Source organism: Aequorivita nionensis, assembly GCF_046352995.1.
GTDB classification, from domain to species: Bacteria; Bacteroidota; Bacteroidia; order Flavobacteriales; family Flavobacteriaceae; genus Aequorivita; species Aequorivita nionensis.
This window is the reverse complement of sequence record NZ_CP130281.1, coordinates 1,170,630-1,187,854: the sequence shown is the minus strand read 5'-3', so window position 1 is coordinate 1,187,854 and position 17,225 is coordinate 1,170,630. Positions and strand designations below refer to the sequence as shown.

Here is a 17,225-nt window from a genome sequence, read left to right as displayed (position 1 = left end):
AATCAACAATAAAAAATATGAAAAAACTATTGCCAACCTCCGCCCAAGGCTTCGTATAAATCCACGATGGCCTGAAGCTGGTTATTCTTTGTGTTTATAAGGTTTAAGCTTGAATTAAGCGCATTTTCCTGCGCGTTCAAAACTTCCAAATAGTTTGCAAAACCGTTGTCCAAAAGTTCTTCGGAATAGCCTGTCGCCAAATTATAAGCCTCAAATTCCTTTTGGTTTACCTCAATTTTTTCGGTTGCAGACTCATAATTATAAAGCGCATCCGAAACTTCTTTACTGGCAGTGATAACAGCCAATCTAAAATCCAAATAGGCCTGTTCCTGCCTTGCTTGGGAAACTTCATACTGCGTGCGGATTTGACGTTTGTTGAAAATAGGCTGCGTCAATCCTCCAATAATTGTTGCAAATAGCGAATTGGCATTGAAAAGTTTATCAATCTCAATATTCTGAAAACCTCCCGTCGCCGAAAGCGTCAATGAGGGATAGAAACTTGCGCGCGCAGCATTTGTAAGTTCGAAAGCATTCATCAAACTATATTCTGCGGCCATAACATCGGGTCTATTTCTAAGCAATTGAGATGGAATTCCCGTGTTTAAAGGTATTTCGATGTCTTGATTTTCCAAGCTTCCACGGGTTATTTCGTGCGGAGCGCTTCCCAATAAAATAGACATTGTATTTTCCAACAGGCGGGCTTGGTTTTTTAAATCGATTAAAATTCCTTGAGCGGTATAAAGCTGCGCTTCCGTTTGTTTTACGCCTACTTCGGTAACGTTTCCGGCCTCCTTTAAAGCTTGGGTTGTTTCCAAACCTTTTGAACGCGTTTCGATGGTTTCCTCGGTAACACGAATTTGTTCATCCAATGCCAACAATTGGTAATAAACCGATGCAATATTTGCAATCAACCTACTTTTTACGGCTTGGTGTGCCGCAACAGTTTGAAGGTATGAAGCTTGAAAAGCCCTTTCATTACTGCGGATTTTCCCCCAAATATCAGCTTCCCAAGAAAGGCTAGCGCTCAACTCGTATTGACTGATTGAAGAAATATCGCCAAACTGGTTTTGGGCCGGCAATTCCTGATGAGTGTATTTGGCATTTCCATTCAAGGAAGGAAAATAGCCCGCCTTGCCCTGTTTTACATACGCTTCGGCTATACGTATTTGCTGAAGCGCCACCCGAATATCCATATTGTTTTTTAAGCCTTCTTCAATATAACCTTGTAGTGTCGGGTCTGTAAATAATTCCTTCCACGAAAGGGTTGCAATGCTCAACGTATCCTGCGGAAGATTTTCAGTTCGGTAATTTGCTTCATTTACAACTTGTGGCCGTTCATAATCTTTTGCGGCGAAGCAGGAAACCAGCAGAAATGGCAAGCTTGCCAATATCAATATTTTATATATGCTATTCTTTTTCATGAGAAGTGTTTTCTTCAATAGTTTCTAATTTTTCAGTCGGTGCACCCGTAATTTTTTCCTGTAACCACTGGAAAAGGATGAACAAAATGGGAATTACAAAAACCCCTAAAATTGTTCCTATCAATAAACCACCAACGGCTCCGGTACCAATGGAACGATTCCCTGCGGCCCCAACCCCGTTTGAAAGCACTAACGGCATCAATCCAAATATAAAGGCGAAGGAAGTCATCAAAATTGGTCGCAATCGCGCTTCGGCACCGTCAATGGCAGCATCCAAAATAGATTCGCCGTGTCTTCTTCGCTGTAGGGCAAATTCAACTATAAGAATTGCGTTTTTCGCGAGCAACCCTATAAGCATTATGAGCGCAATCTGAAAGTAGATATTGTTTTGCAAGCCCATAAACTGTGTTGAAATATAGGCTCCAAAAACCCCAACCGGCAATGAAAATAGAACCGAAAACGGCAATAAATAGCTTTCATATTGAGCTGCGAGCAAAAAGTAAACGAATACCAATGACAAAATGAAAATCATCGTTGTTTGGTTGCCTGCGCTTTTTTCTTCCAAGGTTAAACCTGAGTAAGCGATATCAAAATTGCTCGGCAAAGTTTTGCTCACGTCTTCAACAGCGGCAATAACATCACCCGAGCTATAGCCCGGTGCTGGTGCAGCAGTAACTTTTGTGGAATTGAACAAATTGAAACGCGTAACCGATTGTGGCCCATAAACCCGTTTCAGCGTAACGAATTGGGTAATTGGTGTCATTTCACCACTGGCAGTGCGCACATAAATATTGTTCAAATCGTTTTCGCTTGCCCTGTCTTCCGGCAATGCTTGAACATACACGCGATATTGTTTTCCGAAGCGGGAAAAATCTGCTGCGAAAATACTTCCTATATAACCTTGAAGGGTATTGAAAATAGTTTGAACCGAAACCCCCACTTCTTTTGCCAAAGGCACATTTAGCGTCATTTCATATTGCGGATAACGCGTGTTGAAGGATGATTGCGCATATTGAATTTCAGGCCGCTGGCTCAATTTTGCAATAAATTCCTGATTGGTTTGGTCCAAATCTGTAAAGCTTCCGCCGGAACGATCCAAAAGATTCACTTCGGCTCCAGCCGAGTTTCCGAAACCGGGAATACTTGGTGGCGAGAAAAATATAATTTGGGCATCTGGAATTTGTGCGGCAATTCCGAAAAGTTGCCCCGTTATTGCTTGTACGGAAAGCGATTCATCTTTTCTGTCTTTCCAGTCGTCAAGCCTAATAAATCCAAGTCCGTAGTTGCTTCCCGCACCGCTGATCAAACTTCGACCGTCAATTACAGATGCCCCTTGAACGCCTGGCAGATTTTTAATTTTTGAGTAAAGAATTTGGTTTACCTCGTGCGTTCTATCAATGGACGAACCAGCTGGAAGTTCAACGTTCATAAAGATAATTCCACGGTCTTCATCGGGAACAAAGCCTGTTTTCAAAGTTGCGGATGACCACCAAATTCCCAAAACTGCCAAAAGCAAAATAACTCCAGTAATCCATTTATGTCTGTATAGGAAATGAACCGATCTTCCATAACGGTTTACTGTAGCTTTAAAACCTCGGTTAAAACCATTAAAGAATTTCTGAATAAAACCTGGTTTTTTACTGTTCTGTTTTTCATCATGACCTTTTAAGAAAAGTGCACTCAGCGCAGGAGTTAAAGTCAAAGCGTTAATTGCAGAAATAATAATTGCAACAATAAGCGTAACCCCAAATTGTTCGTAAAATACTCCCGTAGGCCCTTTTATAAAAGTTACGGGAATAAACACTGCGGACATCACCAAGGTAATGGAAACAATAGCTCCAGAGATTTCGTGCATGGCTTTAAGCGATGCCTTTTTCGGGCTTTTCTCTCCTTCGTCAATCTTTGAATGGACTGCCTCGACGACTACAATAGCGTCATCAACCACAATACCAATTGCCAATACCAAAGCGAAAAGCGTCAATAAGTTGATAGAATATCCAAATAAGTTCAGGAAGAAAAATGTTCCAATAATAGATACAGGAACCGCAATTGCAGGAATTAAAGTGGAACGAAAATCCTGTAAAAATATAAATACAACAAGGAAAACCAAGAGAAAGGCTTCAACCAAAGTGCTTACCACTTTTTCAATAGAAGCATTTAAGAAATTGTTCGTGTCATAAGGAATATAATAGGTAATCCCCTCTGGTAAATCACGCTCTACATTCTTTAATTCTTCTTTTATGGCATCAATAATTTCCTGTGCATTTGAACCTTTCGTTTGAAAAATACCCATATTTACCGCAGGATTTCCATTGGTAACAGATCCACCTGCATAAGATTGTGCGCCAAGTTCTATTTGTGCAACATCGCTCAATCTTAAAAATTCGCCATTTCCCAAAGCCTTAATCACAATGTCACTGTATTGCTGCTCAGTTTTGTAACGGCCGGGATATTTAATGGTATATGAAAAGGCTTCGCCATTATTTTCACCCAAAGAACCTGCTGCGGCTTCCAAACTCTGTTCTTTTAAAGCCGCCACAACGTCTGAAGGCATCAAGCTATAGGCTGCAAGTTTTTGAGGATTTAGCCAAATGCGCATGGAGTAATCTTTTCCTCCGAATACACTCACGTCACCAACACCATTTACCCTTTGTAATTCGGGAATTACGTTTATCTTTAAATAATTCTGAAGAAAAGTGTCGTCATAATCTTTGTTCGTACTGTAAAACGAAAGAAACATCAACGCACTGGTTTGCTGTTTTGAAGTTGTAACCCCAGTTTGAATTACAGCTTGCGGCAACAATGAATTTGCACGTGCCACGCGGTTTTGAACGTTTACAGCGGCAATGTCCGGATCTACATCCTGATCAAAAAATACACTAATGGAAGCCGTTCCGTTGTTGGTGGAGGTAGAGGTTAAATAGGTCATTCCTTCCACTCCGTTTATCTGCTCTTCCAACGGAATAATAACGCTTTCAAGAATGGTTTCGGCGTTCGCCCCTGGATACGTTGCATTCACCTGAATGGTCGGCGGGGCAATATCGGGGTATTGGGTAATGGGCAAATTGGAAAGCCCCAAAATTCCCAAAATCACAATAATTATCGAGATAACCGTAGAGAGTACGGGTCTGTCTATAAATGTTTTTAACATGATTGGTTTTTCTTAAACGGTTATCTGAAAACTTTTTCAATAGGTTTGGCAATGCTGTCAAAAGGCATTTCCTGTGGATTTATTTTGGAATTTCCACGTAGTTTGTTTGCACCTTTTGCAACAATTTTATCGCCTTTCTGCAAGCCGGAAGCTACCACGTAAAGGTTTCCAACTTCTGCCGTTGTCTCAATTTTTGTTGAAGTAGCCATACCATCTTCACCAACTTTATACACATAAATACTGCCCTGTTGCTCATAGGTAGCTTCCTGCGGAACAACTACAGCATCGGTATAAACTTTTGGAACTTTTATTTTTCCGCTGTTACCGTTTGTTAAGATTCTTGAAGGATTATCAAAAACAGCTCTGAAAGAAATAGAACCCGTATTCGCATTTATTTGTGAATTAATGGTTTCAATGGTTCCTTCTTCTTCGTAAAGGCTTCCGTTTGCCAATAACAATTGCACTTTCGGAAGTTTTTTTATTTTTTCCTCAATATCCTTTCCTTCCGCATTTTGAATAAAATCCAAATATTCCTTTTCATTCATTGAGAAATAAGCATACACTTTGCTAATGTCTGAAACAGTCGTCATAGGGACTTGTGATGATGGACTCACCAACGCACCTTTCCGAAGATTTATGGAACCCACATAACCATCAACTGGGCTTTTAATGTTTCCGTAATCTATATTTGCCGCAATGCTGTTATAGCCACTTTTTGCTTGTTGGAGTTTTGCTTTGGCAGTTTCAAGTTGCACATTACTGATAATGTTTTTTTCAACCAAAGGCTTCAGTTTATCAACCTCAACCTGTGCAGCATTTACATTGGCGCGAGCGGCAGCGGCATCTTGGCTCAAAGTTTGGGTCTCCAGTCTAAATAACGTTTGTCCCTTTCTTACTTTTTGACCTTCATCAACCAAAACATCAGTAATATATCCTGAAATTTTTGCATTTACCTGACTGTTCACAATCCCTTCAATACTTGCGGGATAGGTTGTAAACGCTGTAACAGTTTTCGTTGGAATTGATACAACCGGTAAAGTTGGGGCTTGTTGTGCCATTTGGGCCTGTTGTGCACTTTTGTCGTCACCACAAGAAGAAAACAATAGCAGAATGCCTAAAGCTATGGGAAGTGAATGAATAAAATTTTTCTTTTTCATTGTTGATTTAATTAGTCGTTTTTATGTTTTTCAGTAAGCTTTTTTTGAATTTTTTCCATGGAAGCACTTGCTTGTGCAAGGAATTCCAAATAATCTTTATGTAATTCCAAGTCGAAAATTTCTGAACAATCCTCAGGAAGTTCTGCATTTATTTCCTTTTTATATTCCATTATTTCAAGATGCAGATCGCGTTCATTTTTCCAGTTTTTGAGCATTTCATTCATGGAATTTATCATCACATCTGGAACAAGTGTGAAATACTTTTTTCTATCACCACATTTTGTGTGATAGGTAATTCGGTTTGCGGCCTGCAAAGTGGTTAAATGTGTTGAAATTGTACTTTTACTGGCGCTGAGTTCACATACCAAAGATTCAAAAGTGCTTCCTTTTTTTCCACTTAAAACCAAGGTTGCAAGAATTCGCGCTGCCAGAGGAGCAAGTTGATCCTTGCTCTCAATGTGAACTCCCAATTTCTCAATTAAGCTTTCTTTTTTAGTCAAAATATACTTATGATTTAAAATGAAGATGCAAAAGTACGCTTGGTTCGTAATATTCCGAACCAATCAGTATTAATGTTTTGTTAAATAATTTTTAAGGGTTTTCTGAAGCGGATTTTATTTCAATTTGCTCACGAAGTTCATTGCCGTCCTGATCTACCGTGGTCAATAAATATGTTCCCGGTTTTGGTGAAATGGCCAATTCGTGAAAGGTTTCGGTCTTGCCGATATATTTTGAATCCAAATACCAAAAAACAGTGGTTTCGGGCGAACGATGGGCCAACTTGAAAATGACTTCGTTTACATTTTCATCAAAATTCTTTGGAAGAAGAACGGTTTCATTTTTCTTCGGGTATATAAAAGCCATCAACTTTTCGCCTTCTTGCAAGCAATTGGGCGCAAAGGGAGGCAGGATTTTGTATTCCGGGTGAAGTTGTGCGTAATAATATTCCATCACCGGCGGCAGCACGAACCAGTTCTTTTGAACCATTTCCGAAAGTGGATAACATGAAGAATTAACCCGAAAATTTTCCGTCCCGACGCCTCGGGATAGAAATACAGTTTGATGGTACGGACAAGCTTCGGTTCGTGTTCCGTTTTTTGGAATCCATTCCATTTTTGTTTCCTCGCAAAAAAGTCCAGCAAGATGGCCGCTTTTGGTACAGATTTCAACCTCAACCAATTCATCATACGGAATTTTAAACCACCCACTTTGTGGCAAAACATTTAATACATCAAACAAAACTGGTGCGGCAGCTTGAATCCCTGTTAAGCCCGGACGACCTTCACCATCAGCGTTTCCAACCCATACACCGATTGCGTATTTTGGCGTAACGCCAACGGCCCACGCATCTTTAAAACCATAACTCGTTCCCGTTTTCCAAGCTAACGGTTGACTGCTCGTGAAAAATTCCCAGTTTTCCTCACCGCTTGGACGATTTACTTTTTCCATCGCTTCAAAGGTTTCGTAAATAGCTCCAGCATTCCAAACGGAAGGTTTTTGCTGAATTTCCCCGAAGGATATTTCTTCGTAATCTTTCACATAAACAGGTTCCACAAATTCATTTTTTCGGTATTCACTTGAAGAGTTGTTGAAAAAATTTAAGGTGGAAGCCATTCCGGCATAAGCCTTTGTAATATCCCATAAACTGCTCTCCGCGCCACCGAGAATTAACGATAAGCCGTAATAATCCGCAGGTTTATCGATTGCTTTTTGATTGGTCTTTTTTAAAACATTATAAAACCGCTGAAACCCAAAATCCCGCAACATCCGCACCGCAGGTATGTTCAGAGAACGCGATAGCGCGACACTTGCCGGAACTGCTCCATTGAATTTTTTATCGAAATTTTCAGGCGTGTAACCATTTACGGTCGTTGGAATATCCGCCACCAACGTATTCGGAAGAATTTCGCCAGCATCCAATAATGAAGTGAATAAAAATGGTTTCATAATACTCCCCGTGCTTCGGGGCTTTTCAATTATATCCACAAAATTATTGTGTTCCAGATTTGTTGGAGAATTGCCTACATACGCCAAAACCTCGCGGGTGTTTACATCCAAAACCAACACCGCAAGATTATTGATTTGGTTTTGCGCCAACATATAATGTTGCTCTTTTACAATATTGTTCACTTTTTGTTGAAGCGAAAAATCAATCGTGGTTTCAATGCGTTTTCCGTGATGTTCCTTTCTTATTTTTTCAGTTAAATGAGGTGCAAATTCGGGTAATGGCAAAGGTTTTCCCGGCAATTTTTCATCCAAAGCCAATTGATAGGTTGTTTCATCAATCACTTCATTTTGAAAAAGTTTCAGCAATAGCGCATCTCTTTTTTGTTTTAAAATTTCTTCATTCTTTCCGGGGAAAATAAGGGCGGGAGCATTGGGAAGCACGGCCAAAGCTGCCGATTGTCCCCAACTCAAGTCACTTGCCGGAATTCCAAAATAGCGCCACGAAGCGGTTTCCAACCCAACCACATTTCCACCGAAAGGCGCATACGAAGCGTATAAATTCAAAATTGATTTCTTTTTGTAACCCGCTTCCAAACGTGTGGCTTGAAAAATCTCAATAATTTTTTCGAAATAGGTTCGTCCTTTATTTTGTCGGGAAAGCCGAATAACCTGTTGCGTAATCGTACTCCCACCTCGGCGGAAATCGCTGGTAAGATTATTCCAAAGTGCTTTTGAAATGGAAATCGGATTGAAACCGGGATGCCGGTAAAAATGCTCATCCTCAAAATAAAGAATACATTTTTCAAACCGATCCGGCACGGAATCCATTTGCGGAAACCGCCACTGCCCATCATCTGCAATTCGTGCGCCCAGCATTTGTCCGCTGCTGCTTTCGGCAACGGTTGCGGTGGGAACGTTGAATAATGGTGACGGAAGACAGAAAAGCCAAACCAAAAATAAAATCAGCAGGACACTGAGTTTTATTTTGTGCCTGCTGATTCTTTTCTTTATTTCAGATTTGTCAAATTTCAAAAGATTTTACTGCTCAATCGTTACCCACATCCCTTTATTTCGCGCGTAATACGAGTTGTCATACATAGCTTCAACCTGCGTTCCCGGCAAATAATACGTACCCAAATAGGAAGCGTTCAATTTTACGCTGAAAGTTTTGGTCTCACCTGCGTTTAAATCAAAAAAGAAATTCACCCTGTCATCGCGAATGTCCGTATAACGTGCGTTTCCACTGGCACCACCTCCCAATTCTGAAAAACTGGTGTTTACTATTTCCCAACCGCTTGGGAAGATTTTTGCCAAAGCCACGTTGTTTATCCAATTGTTGGAAGTGTTGGTAACACTCACTTTTGCAATGATTTCAGTTCCCTGTCGCAATTTTGTAACGTCAATTGGTTTTCCATCACCTCCCAAATATTCAGATTTTATGGAGAGATTGCGTCGTTCTGCGAGTTCTTTTCCGAGCGGAAGTTTCCCGCGTTGCGAAAGCGTAACGTAAACCACATTTCCTTTTTTATTGGTCACCGAAACAGAATTGCTTCCCATTACAAAAGAAAGATCGCGCTGCGCAATTGCTCGGTCGGTTTTCACCTCAACCGATTTCCCGCCATTTGTAAAGGTAAGCTCCATAGCCTTTCCACCGTTTTTGGCGACCATTTTCGCCATCGCCATCAAGGCATACGAAGTTTCCTGCGTGCTGTACCAATTTCCTGAAGAAAGATCTTTCGCTACGGAAATCGCTAAATCACGTTGTTTCGAATCTCCCAAAAGCACCAACGTTTCCAAAGCCATCGCCCTATTTCTGAAAGGCGAACCGTACGTATAATAATCATATTTCTGTGAAACGAAATTGATGTTTGCGGTTTGTGCAATTTGTTGTGCAACTTCTTTCTTTCCAGCCAAAGCATAGGCTGCGGCAAGTCGCCATTTTGCGTCGTTGCTCAATTCTTTGCTCTCACGAAGACGGTTCATTGCTGCAAGCTCGGGTTTTCCAGCCAATGCCAAGGTATAAAGTCTGTAAGCCTGCGTCAAACTTGAATTATAAACCTTATAACTGTTTCGCCATTGACGCGCCGTGTTTTGCTGGTATAGCAACCAATTGCTCATAAAACTGATTGGCAAAGCGTATCCTTTTTGCTTCGCTTCCAGCATAAAATGACCGGCATAGTTGGTCGCCCATTCGTCAGCTTCGCGCTCTCCGGGCCAATATGCAAGTCCGCCGTTTGCGATTTGGAATCTGCCCAATCGCTCAATTGCTGCTTTTACGTTTTTCTCAATATCCTTCTTTTTATCAAAAGTAATGTCGAAAACATCTGCCAAATACAACTGCGGAAATGCCGAAGAAGTAGTCTGTTCAATGCATCCGTACGGATAATGTATCAAATATTCCATTCGTTTTCCAAAATCCATCGGTGGTAAAGTTGAAAATTCAAGCATCGCGGCATTGCTTCCGGGAACGCCAAAAGTTTCGAAATTTATGGTTTGCGAAGCATTTCCGTCTAAAGTATAATTTGTGGATTTTTGCGAAATAGGGTTCGGGTTTTCCACGTCAATTTCCACTTTGTAGCTTGCTTTCTCTCCGTTTCCGGAAGCGGTTACTTCAATGGTTTGAAATTCCTTCGTTGGAAGTACTTCGAATTCAAAATTCACAATCTGCTCGCCCGGTCCGCTGAACGTAACCGTTTTGGAAGCACCTTTTTTCGGCTTCAGCGCATCACCTGTTTTTACCGAAATCGTGGCGGTTTTCACTTTGTTTTCCATCGCAAAAACGGTTACGGGAAGCGTAACTGTTTCGCCCGGAGATAATTTCCGCGGAAGCGAGGCCAGCACCATCAAAGGCGTACGGACGGGTGTGGTTTTGTCAACACTTCCATAGGCACTTTTAGTTTTATCGCCCGCAATAACCATCGTACGAACGGAACCGATATAATTCGGTATCATAATAATGTGTGTTGCGGTTTTTCCAGCGGCGAGTTCAAATGGGCCGAGGTATTTTACCACAGGTTTAAATCGATCCGCTTTTCTGTTTTTTGCACCCAAAGCCGCATCGCCACCACCGATTGCATAAATATTATCCACACTGCCGGAATAGGCGCCAATCACATAATCAAACATATCAAAAGTCTTAACTCCCAAAGCTTCCCGGCTGTAAAAAGCTTCGTGAATATCTGGCGTTGCAAAGCGTGTTAAATCCAGTAGACCTTCATCAACAACCGCCAAAGTATAAGTCATTGGTTTGCCTTTTTCCTCGGAAACTTTTACGGTGAAATTTTCCTCAGGTTTCAACACATTTGGCATCGTGATTTTTGGATGTAGCACCGTTGAAGGATCTTCCACGGAAAGCGGAATAACGCCGTAAAGCCGTATCGGCAAATCGTTTTTCGTTTGGCTGTGCGGTTGGAGCAGCGAAATATTTACATAAATATTCGGCGCCATTTCCTTTGTGATTTTTATCGCAGCTTTGGTCTCGCCTTTTTTGGTTTCAATCCAATGCGTTGCCAAAACCTCGGTGCCGTTTTCAACGCTAATCAACGCGTGGCCATCGCTTCCCGAAGGAAAGGTTATAAACGCTTCCTCGCCCACATTGTATTTTTCCTTATCTGCTGAAAAGAGCAACATGCGCGCACTTTCAGCATCGCCGTCACTTGGGCGCTGCCACCAATTCCTGTAGAAATACGTTATGCGCCCGGTTGCGTGGCCGGATTGTTTATCGATGACGCGAATTAAATATCTGCCGCCTTCTTCTTCGGGAATATTTACGGTGAATTTTCCCTTTCCGCTGCCATCGGTTTTTACAGTGAAATCTTTTACGGGACGGTGCACGGTTGAATTTTCATAGGTTGAAAGATTGTCCGAACCACGATTCCACCACCAGCGCCATTCAATCTGGAAAACTTTTACTTCAAGTTCGCGATTTGCCGCAGCTTTGCCCTGCGCATCCACGGAAACTACGTCAAAAGTTGTGTTTTCATCCGTAAAATAGGAACCGTAACGCCCAGCTTCGGGCGATTTTAAACCTACAAAATGTGAGAACGGCGCCAAATCCTTTGAAAAAATATCCATTGAAAAATCGCCGCCGCCTTCATATACTTTCGTTAAAAATGTGGCTTTCAACATTCCGGGCGCGTTTTTACCAACCTCCAGATTTTGGCTGAAAGAAGTGCTGCCTTCCGAAGAAAGTTGCACATCCAAAACAGGGATTTCCACTTCGGAAAAAGTTCGGATTGGGTCGATGAAATTGTATTTTGGAAACTTCGGAAAAGCTGAATTGCTCGCACGAAGTGTGGCGGTCATATCAATTTTTAAATTGCGCGCAGGCGAACCGTGAAGCCACATTGCGCTTGCCGTTCCTTTTACGGGTTTTGTGGCGTCGAGAATTTCATCTTCAAAATCGAGTTTAATTTTTAAACGGTTTGGTTTAATTGTCGCCACCTTCAAAGTGTGTGAAAATTGTGCGCCACCAACGGTTACTGTAGCGTTCCAATTCCCCGTTGGTGCTGAAGCATCAGTGTTAATTGGGAAATAATAAAATCCATCTTTTGAAGAATTTGTTTGCTGAACCGTGCGATAAACAAGTTTTCCTCGTGCATCAGTCACTGAGAGAGTAACTGGATGATTTTTTGGAAGGAGATTTGCATTGTCGTTCAACACGAAAGTCAAGTGAATACTATCTCCCGGACGATAAACGCCACGTTCAGTATAAGTATAACCTTTTAATCCTTTTTGAAGTTCCTTCCCAGAAATGTCGAAATTACTCATTGAAAGGGCATTTCCGTCTTCCAGTTTTACGTAGGCAAAATTATTTCCTTTCTGTGCCACTGCAAAAGCTGCATTTTTAGTGCCATCATAAAGCGTCATTCCATCGCTTTCTGTGGTTACGGTTTCAATAAGCTGCTGCTGATAGTTGAAAAGTTTCACTTTTACGCCACCTTCCGGCTTTGCGGTTATCAAATTTGTGGCAATAAAGTGGTACGAACGGTTGTTTCCTTTTTTTACAATCAAGCCCAAATCTGAGCCCAGAATATTTGCGGTAACTACGCGCTCTTCGTTATAATATGCGGGATGGCAGGGATTGTCTTGCTCTTCCCAATTATAGGTGTAATTCCGCCAACGGTAAATTTCGTTATCCCAATAGCGTTCTTCACGAATTTCTTCATCTTCGGATGAATCGTTGGCGTAATAGGGATCTTCTTCGTAGTAATCATCGTAATATTCATCTCCTTCCTCAGCGTTTTCATCTGAAATTTCTTCGGAAGTGGTTTCGCTACAATCATAAGTAATATAATCTTTTTTAAAGCTGAACTCCAATTGATAAATGGCGCCGGGATCTGCTTTAAAATATTCCGAAAGGTTGATGGCGTAGGCTTTCCAACTGCCGTTATCGCCCAAATCGGTATTTTTTAGTTCGATGGTTTTTTTGGCAATTCGGCGTCCAACGCGTTTAATATCGTAGGTGTTGTTATCGTTTAAATTATAACTTTGAAGAAATTGCAAAACGTTGTTTTCGTAAATTTTAATAACGCGGACATCAACTTTTGAAAGGTTTACAGCTTCAAAATAAACTGGAGTAGAAGCAGAATTCGGGAGAATTACACCTTTTGAAATCATCCGAACGGCTGGTTTCAACTGTTCGAAAGAAACCAATTCTGAAAATTCCTTTTTTAATCCGAAGCCTTCAGTGTTTTTTATTCCCGTGAAAACAGTGACTTTTACATTGCCCACAACGCGATTTGGTGGATATACGTTTAACACATTTCCGTTGACTTCATAACGCAAATCCTGAGTATTTTCAATAGTAACCAAACCAGCGAAATCCTGATTTTCCAGCAATGGATCGGAAAAATTGATACTTAAAAGTGCAGCTGGCGCCAAGGTGCTGCTGATGTCAACGATTGTAAAATTGTTTTGGCCTGGAATTGCAAAGGTATTTTCACCTTTATTTTCCGCGCCGATCGGTTTGCCGTCCCATTTTATGAGAATTTCGGAATCGTCAATTTTCCTTGAAATACTGTCGATGGTAAAGTTGAAATAGCGCGCCTCTTTTTCTTCTGACGGCCATTTCAGTTTTAACTTTTTGCCTTCCTGCGACGCCGAAACCAATTGTTTCGCTTTTTCCAAAGAAATTACATCCGATGTTTCAACGGAAGCTTCAACATATTGCCATTGCTTGCTGTAGCTTTGAAGTTTGCCAATATCTACTTTAAAATTGGGCTTAATGGTGTGAAAGCTGAAAGTATAGGTTTTGAATTCTTTGGAAATGTCTTCGTAAAATTTATCCAGTTTTACCGTTACAGTATATTCTGTGTCGGGCTTTAAATATTCGGAAGGTTGAAAAATTAACGTTTTGCCGTTTTCAACAACCAATTTACCTTTCGTAGCAGGAGAAATTTTTAAATATTCATCGGCAGCAAGTTCCTGAGTGAGCTCAAATTGCTCCAACGGTTTTGCAAGTTCAACACGAATATCCGTGGTGATGGATTGGTTACCGTAGGTATTATACGAAATGTATTCCTTGAACTTGAAAAGATTGTCGGTTTCGGAATGCTTGTCTTTGTCTTTGCAGGAAAAAACGAATAGCAATAAAAGGACAGATAGGAACTTGAGTGAGGTTTTCATAAGCGATGGTTAAAAGCATTTAAAAATAAGGCAAAATGATTGGGCTGCAAAGCAAAAACCAATTCGTTTTGTTTGAAATAATTACTTAAATACGTTCTATGGGTGGGGAGGTTAAATTTGTAACGTATAACTGTTTTATAATCGTATTTTAAAATTTAATATTTGGGAGATAATTAACAGGTTGGCAATAATTTAGCGTTTGTTACCGCTCAAATTCATACTCTCTTTCCACCTTACAAACCCTCACTTTATAATAGGAATACCATTGTTCTCTACCTTTTTTTTGCGCAGTTAAATGGTCCAAATTTGTTTTCCAGTTTTTAATACCTTCAAGGCTTTGCCAATAGCTTACGGTAATGCCAACTTCATTTCGTGCGCTTTCAATACCCAAATATCCTGTCTGTTTTTTCGCAAGATTTTCCATCAATTCTGCCATTTCAGAATAACCTTCGGTATTTTCTGTTTGAACAGAGGTGAAAATTACAGCGTAATACGGTTCCATTTATTCTTCTTTATAGATTTTAATAATTAATTCACCTTCGGAATTCATCGTGGCGCGATACATGCCCGCAGTGTTGAATTCCATCGCTACATTTCCATCCTTATCAATTGCAACAATGCCACCATCGCCACCAAGGGCTGGGACTTTTTCCTGGATAACTTCTGAAGCAGCTTCCTGCAAAGTCATTCCTTTATATTCCATCAATGCCGAAATATCATATGCAACCACGGAACGTATAAAATATTCTCCCCAACCCGTTGATGAAACGGCGCAAGTTGTATTATTTGCATAGGTTCCAGCGCCAATAATCGGTGCATCGCCAATGCGGTTCCAGCGTTTGTTGGTCATTCCGCCCGTTGAGGTTCCGGCGGCGAGGTTTCCGTGTTTGTCCAAGGCTGCACAACCAACGGTTCCGAATTTTGAGTTTTTTATATAAGAATCTTCAAAGGAAACCTTCTTTTCATTTTTACTTTTTTCCTTTTCCAAAACCTTTTGCAAAGACTCATATCTATTTTTGGTGTAGAAATAGGAAGTATCCATCAATTTATAACCCAATGTTTTTGCAAATTCTTCCGCGCCAGCACCATAAAGCATTACATGTTCGCTTTTCTGCATTACATCTCTGGCTAAGTCTATTGGGTTTTTAATATGTTTCACTCCCGCTACGGCTCCAGCATTCAAGGTAGCACCGTCCATAATTGACGCGTCGAGTTCGTTGGAACCTTCGTGTGTAAATACCGCACCCTTTCCCGCATTGAAAAGTGGCGAATCCTCCATAACATTAATAGTATGTGTAACTGCTTCCAAAGAAGTGCCGCCATTTTTTAAAATTTCATAACCTGCGGAAATAGCTTCTTTAAGTTTGGCTTTATAGGCCGCTTCCAAAGAATCACTCATATTTTCTTTGAGAATTGTTCCAGCACCTCCATGGATGACAATTCCAAAGTTTTCTGTTTTTTCGATTGAATTTTTGGAAGTATTTATGTTCTCAAAAGAAGATTTTTCTTTGTTTTTACATCCAATAAGTAGAAATAATGCAATAAGATATGTTAAAATTTTAACCATGTCTGTTATTTTAATTTAATACTAATATACGTCAAAAATATAATGTTTATGCTAGTTCAGCGATATATCGTTTAGTTTTCAAAAAACAGAATACACCTGTTTATCCGATAAAGTGTAATATTTTTTCGACTAAAAGCATTTTCGTTCAATTATTTTTATATATTTGACTCAACATCATGCCCCAAATTTGATGTTCCCCAAATTATGCACCTACTAAAAAGCAACCTACTTGCAGTGGCATTGCTATGCCTAGTAATTACCTCTTGTTCAAAAGAGGATTCAGCTGAAGTTGAAGCAGCTAAATATGATATTGATTTAGCACTAGCACAGAAAAATGACAGCCAAATTTCCTCAGAAATTTTAAGTTTAGTTAACGACCATCGTGCATCGTTAGGCCTTTCAAAACTTATCATGGATAATCAGTATGCATCGGCTTTTGCTGTAGATCATACCGAATATATGATTAATAAAGAACAGATAAATCACGACAATTTTGGATATCGTTCCGAAGGAATTAAATATCACGACAACGCGCAAGTAGTCGGCGAAAATGTGGCCTATGGATACGACACTGCCGAAGCTGTAGTAAACGCTTGGTTAAACAGCCCAGGCCACAGAGCCATTATTGAAGGCAATTATACCCACACTGGTTTTGGCGTAATGAAATGCCCTAAAGGTCGCAGCTACTTCACCGAACTCTTTTATAGAAAGTAACCTCACATCCCTTTTCTATTAGACCATTTTGCCGTATTTTTACGTAACAGTTAAAAATACGGCAATGGCTATTAAAAAACCTTTCAACCTCAATAAATGGATTGAGGAAAACCGCGACCTCCTGAAACCACCAGTGGGCAATAAAAATTTATACGTTGAATCTGACGATTATATCGTAATGATAGTCGCCGGCCCCAATGCCCGAAAGGATTACCACTACAATGAAACGGAAGAACTTTTCTATCAATTGGAAGGAAATATTCAAGTTGCAATCCAAGAAAATGGGGAGAAAAAAGTGATGGAACTTGGTCCCGGCGATATGTATCTTCATCCCGGAAAAGTACCGCATTCTCCAGGCAGAAGTGAAGGTTCCATAGGTTTGGTTATTGAAAGAAAACGAACCGATCTTGAAGGAAAAGATGGATTGCTTTGGTTTTGCGACAATTGCAATAATAAATTATATGAAGTTTACTTCCCGTTAAGCGATATTGAAACCGATTTTCTAAAGCACTTCAAACATTTCTACGGGAGCAAAGAGCTGCGAACTTGTAACAAATGCGGAACGGTGATGGAAGCCGACCCACGTTTCACACAAGATTAACAGCGTATTTCCCAAACAGATACCGTTTCGTTTTACTTTC

Annotated in this window: 10 protein-coding genes; 2 read left to right on the top strand and 8 right to left on the bottom strand. The window is 40.5% G+C overall.

Going from position 1 to position 17,225, the window contains the following annotated elements:
* Positions 1 to 26: 26 nt before the first annotated feature.
* The 8 genes from Q2U82_RS05350 to Q2U82_RS05315 form a co-directional block, all read right to left on the bottom strand.
* A complete protein-coding gene (locus Q2U82_RS05350) occupies positions 27 to 1,421 on the bottom strand; it encodes an efflux transporter outer membrane subunit (protein ID WP_410006671.1) in 1,395 nt (464 codons plus the stop codon).
* Positions 1,408 to 4,572 carry an efflux RND transporter permease subunit gene (locus Q2U82_RS05345; RefSeq protein WP_410006670.1) on the bottom strand — a complete coding sequence of 1,055 codons (3,165 nt, stop codon included), beginning with the start codon at positions 4,570 to 4,572 and terminating at the stop codon, positions 1,408 to 1,410. Before Q2U82_RS05345 ends, Q2U82_RS05350 begins: the two co-directional genes overlap by 14 nt.
* A gap of 20 nt (positions 4,573 to 4,592) precedes the next feature.
* Positions 4,593 to 5,729 (bottom strand): efflux RND transporter periplasmic adaptor subunit, encoded by a 1,137-nt coding sequence (locus tag Q2U82_RS05340; RefSeq protein WP_410006669.1) that lies wholly within the window; start codon positions 5,727 to 5,729, stop codon positions 4,593 to 4,595.
* 11 nt (positions 5,730 to 5,740) lie between these two features.
* On the bottom strand, positions 5,741 to 6,229 hold the full coding sequence (locus tag Q2U82_RS05335) for a GbsR/MarR family transcriptional regulator (protein WP_410006668.1): 489 nt from the start codon (positions 6,227 to 6,229) through the stop codon (positions 5,741 to 5,743).
* A gap of 91 nt (positions 6,230 to 6,320) precedes the next feature.
* Positions 6,321 to 8,708, bottom strand: coding sequence for a penicillin-binding protein 1C (gene pbpC / locus Q2U82_RS05330; RefSeq protein ID WP_410006667.1), 2,388 nt, complete (start codon positions 8,706 to 8,708; stop codon positions 6,321 to 6,323).
* A gap of 6 nt (positions 8,709 to 8,714) precedes the next feature.
* Entirely contained in the window at positions 8,715 to 14,303 is a 5,589-nt protein-coding gene (locus Q2U82_RS05325; protein ID WP_410006666.1) for an alpha-2-macroglobulin family protein, read from the bottom strand.
* Between the two features lie 202 nt (positions 14,304 to 14,505).
* Entirely contained in the window at positions 14,506 to 14,805 is a 300-nt protein-coding gene (locus Q2U82_RS05320; RefSeq protein ID WP_410006665.1) for an antibiotic biosynthesis monooxygenase family protein, read from the bottom strand.
* A complete protein-coding gene (locus Q2U82_RS05315) occupies positions 14,806 to 15,870 on the bottom strand; it encodes an isoaspartyl peptidase/L-asparaginase family protein (protein ID WP_410006664.1) in 1,065 nt (354 codons plus the stop codon).
* A 204-nt stretch (positions 15,871 to 16,074) separates the two neighbouring features.
* On the opposite strand from Q2U82_RS05315, the gene Q2U82_RS05310 reads away from it, so the two are divergent.
* Together Q2U82_RS05310 and Q2U82_RS05305 are read left to right on the top strand one after the other, a co-directional pair.
* Complete coding sequence (locus Q2U82_RS05310) at positions 16,075 to 16,584, top strand: CAP domain-containing protein (protein ID WP_410006663.1); 510 nt, start codon at positions 16,075 to 16,077, stop codon at positions 16,582 to 16,584.
* A 64-nt stretch (positions 16,585 to 16,648) separates the two neighbouring features.
* Positions 16,649 to 17,185 carry a 3-hydroxyanthranilate 3,4-dioxygenase gene (locus Q2U82_RS05305; protein WP_410006662.1) on the top strand — a complete coding sequence of 179 codons (537 nt, stop codon included), beginning with the start codon at positions 16,649 to 16,651 and terminating at the stop codon, positions 17,183 to 17,185.
* Positions 17,186 to 17,225: the final 40 nt, after the last annotated feature.

Coding starts and splice junctions, on each gene's coding strand:
- Q2U82_RS05305 (WP_410006662.1), top strand. CDS start 16,649: ATGGCTATTAAAAAACCTTTCAACCTCAATAAATGGATTGAGGAAAAC.
- Q2U82_RS05340 (WP_410006669.1), bottom strand. CDS start 5,729: ATGAAAAAGAAAAATTTTATTCATTCACTTCCCATAGCTTTAGGCATT.
- Q2U82_RS05315 (WP_410006664.1), bottom strand. CDS start 15,870: ATGGTTAAAATTTTAACATATCTTATTGCATTATTTCTACTTATTGGA.
- Q2U82_RS05320 (WP_410006665.1), bottom strand. CDS start 14,805: ATGGAACCGTATTACGCTGTAATTTTCACCTCTGTTCAAACAGAAAAT.
- Q2U82_RS05310 (WP_410006663.1), top strand. CDS start 16,075: ATGCACCTACTAAAAAGCAACCTACTTGCAGTGGCATTGCTATGCCTA.
- Q2U82_RS05345 (WP_410006670.1), bottom strand. CDS start 4,572: ATGTTAAAAACATTTATAGACAGACCCGTACTCTCTACGGTTATCTCG.
- Q2U82_RS05325 (WP_410006666.1), bottom strand. CDS start 14,303: ATGAAAACCTCACTCAAGTTCCTATCTGTCCTTTTATTGCTATTCGTT.
- Q2U82_RS05350 (WP_410006671.1), bottom strand. CDS start 1,421: ATGAAAAAGAATAGCATATATAAAATATTGATATTGGCAAGCTTGCCA.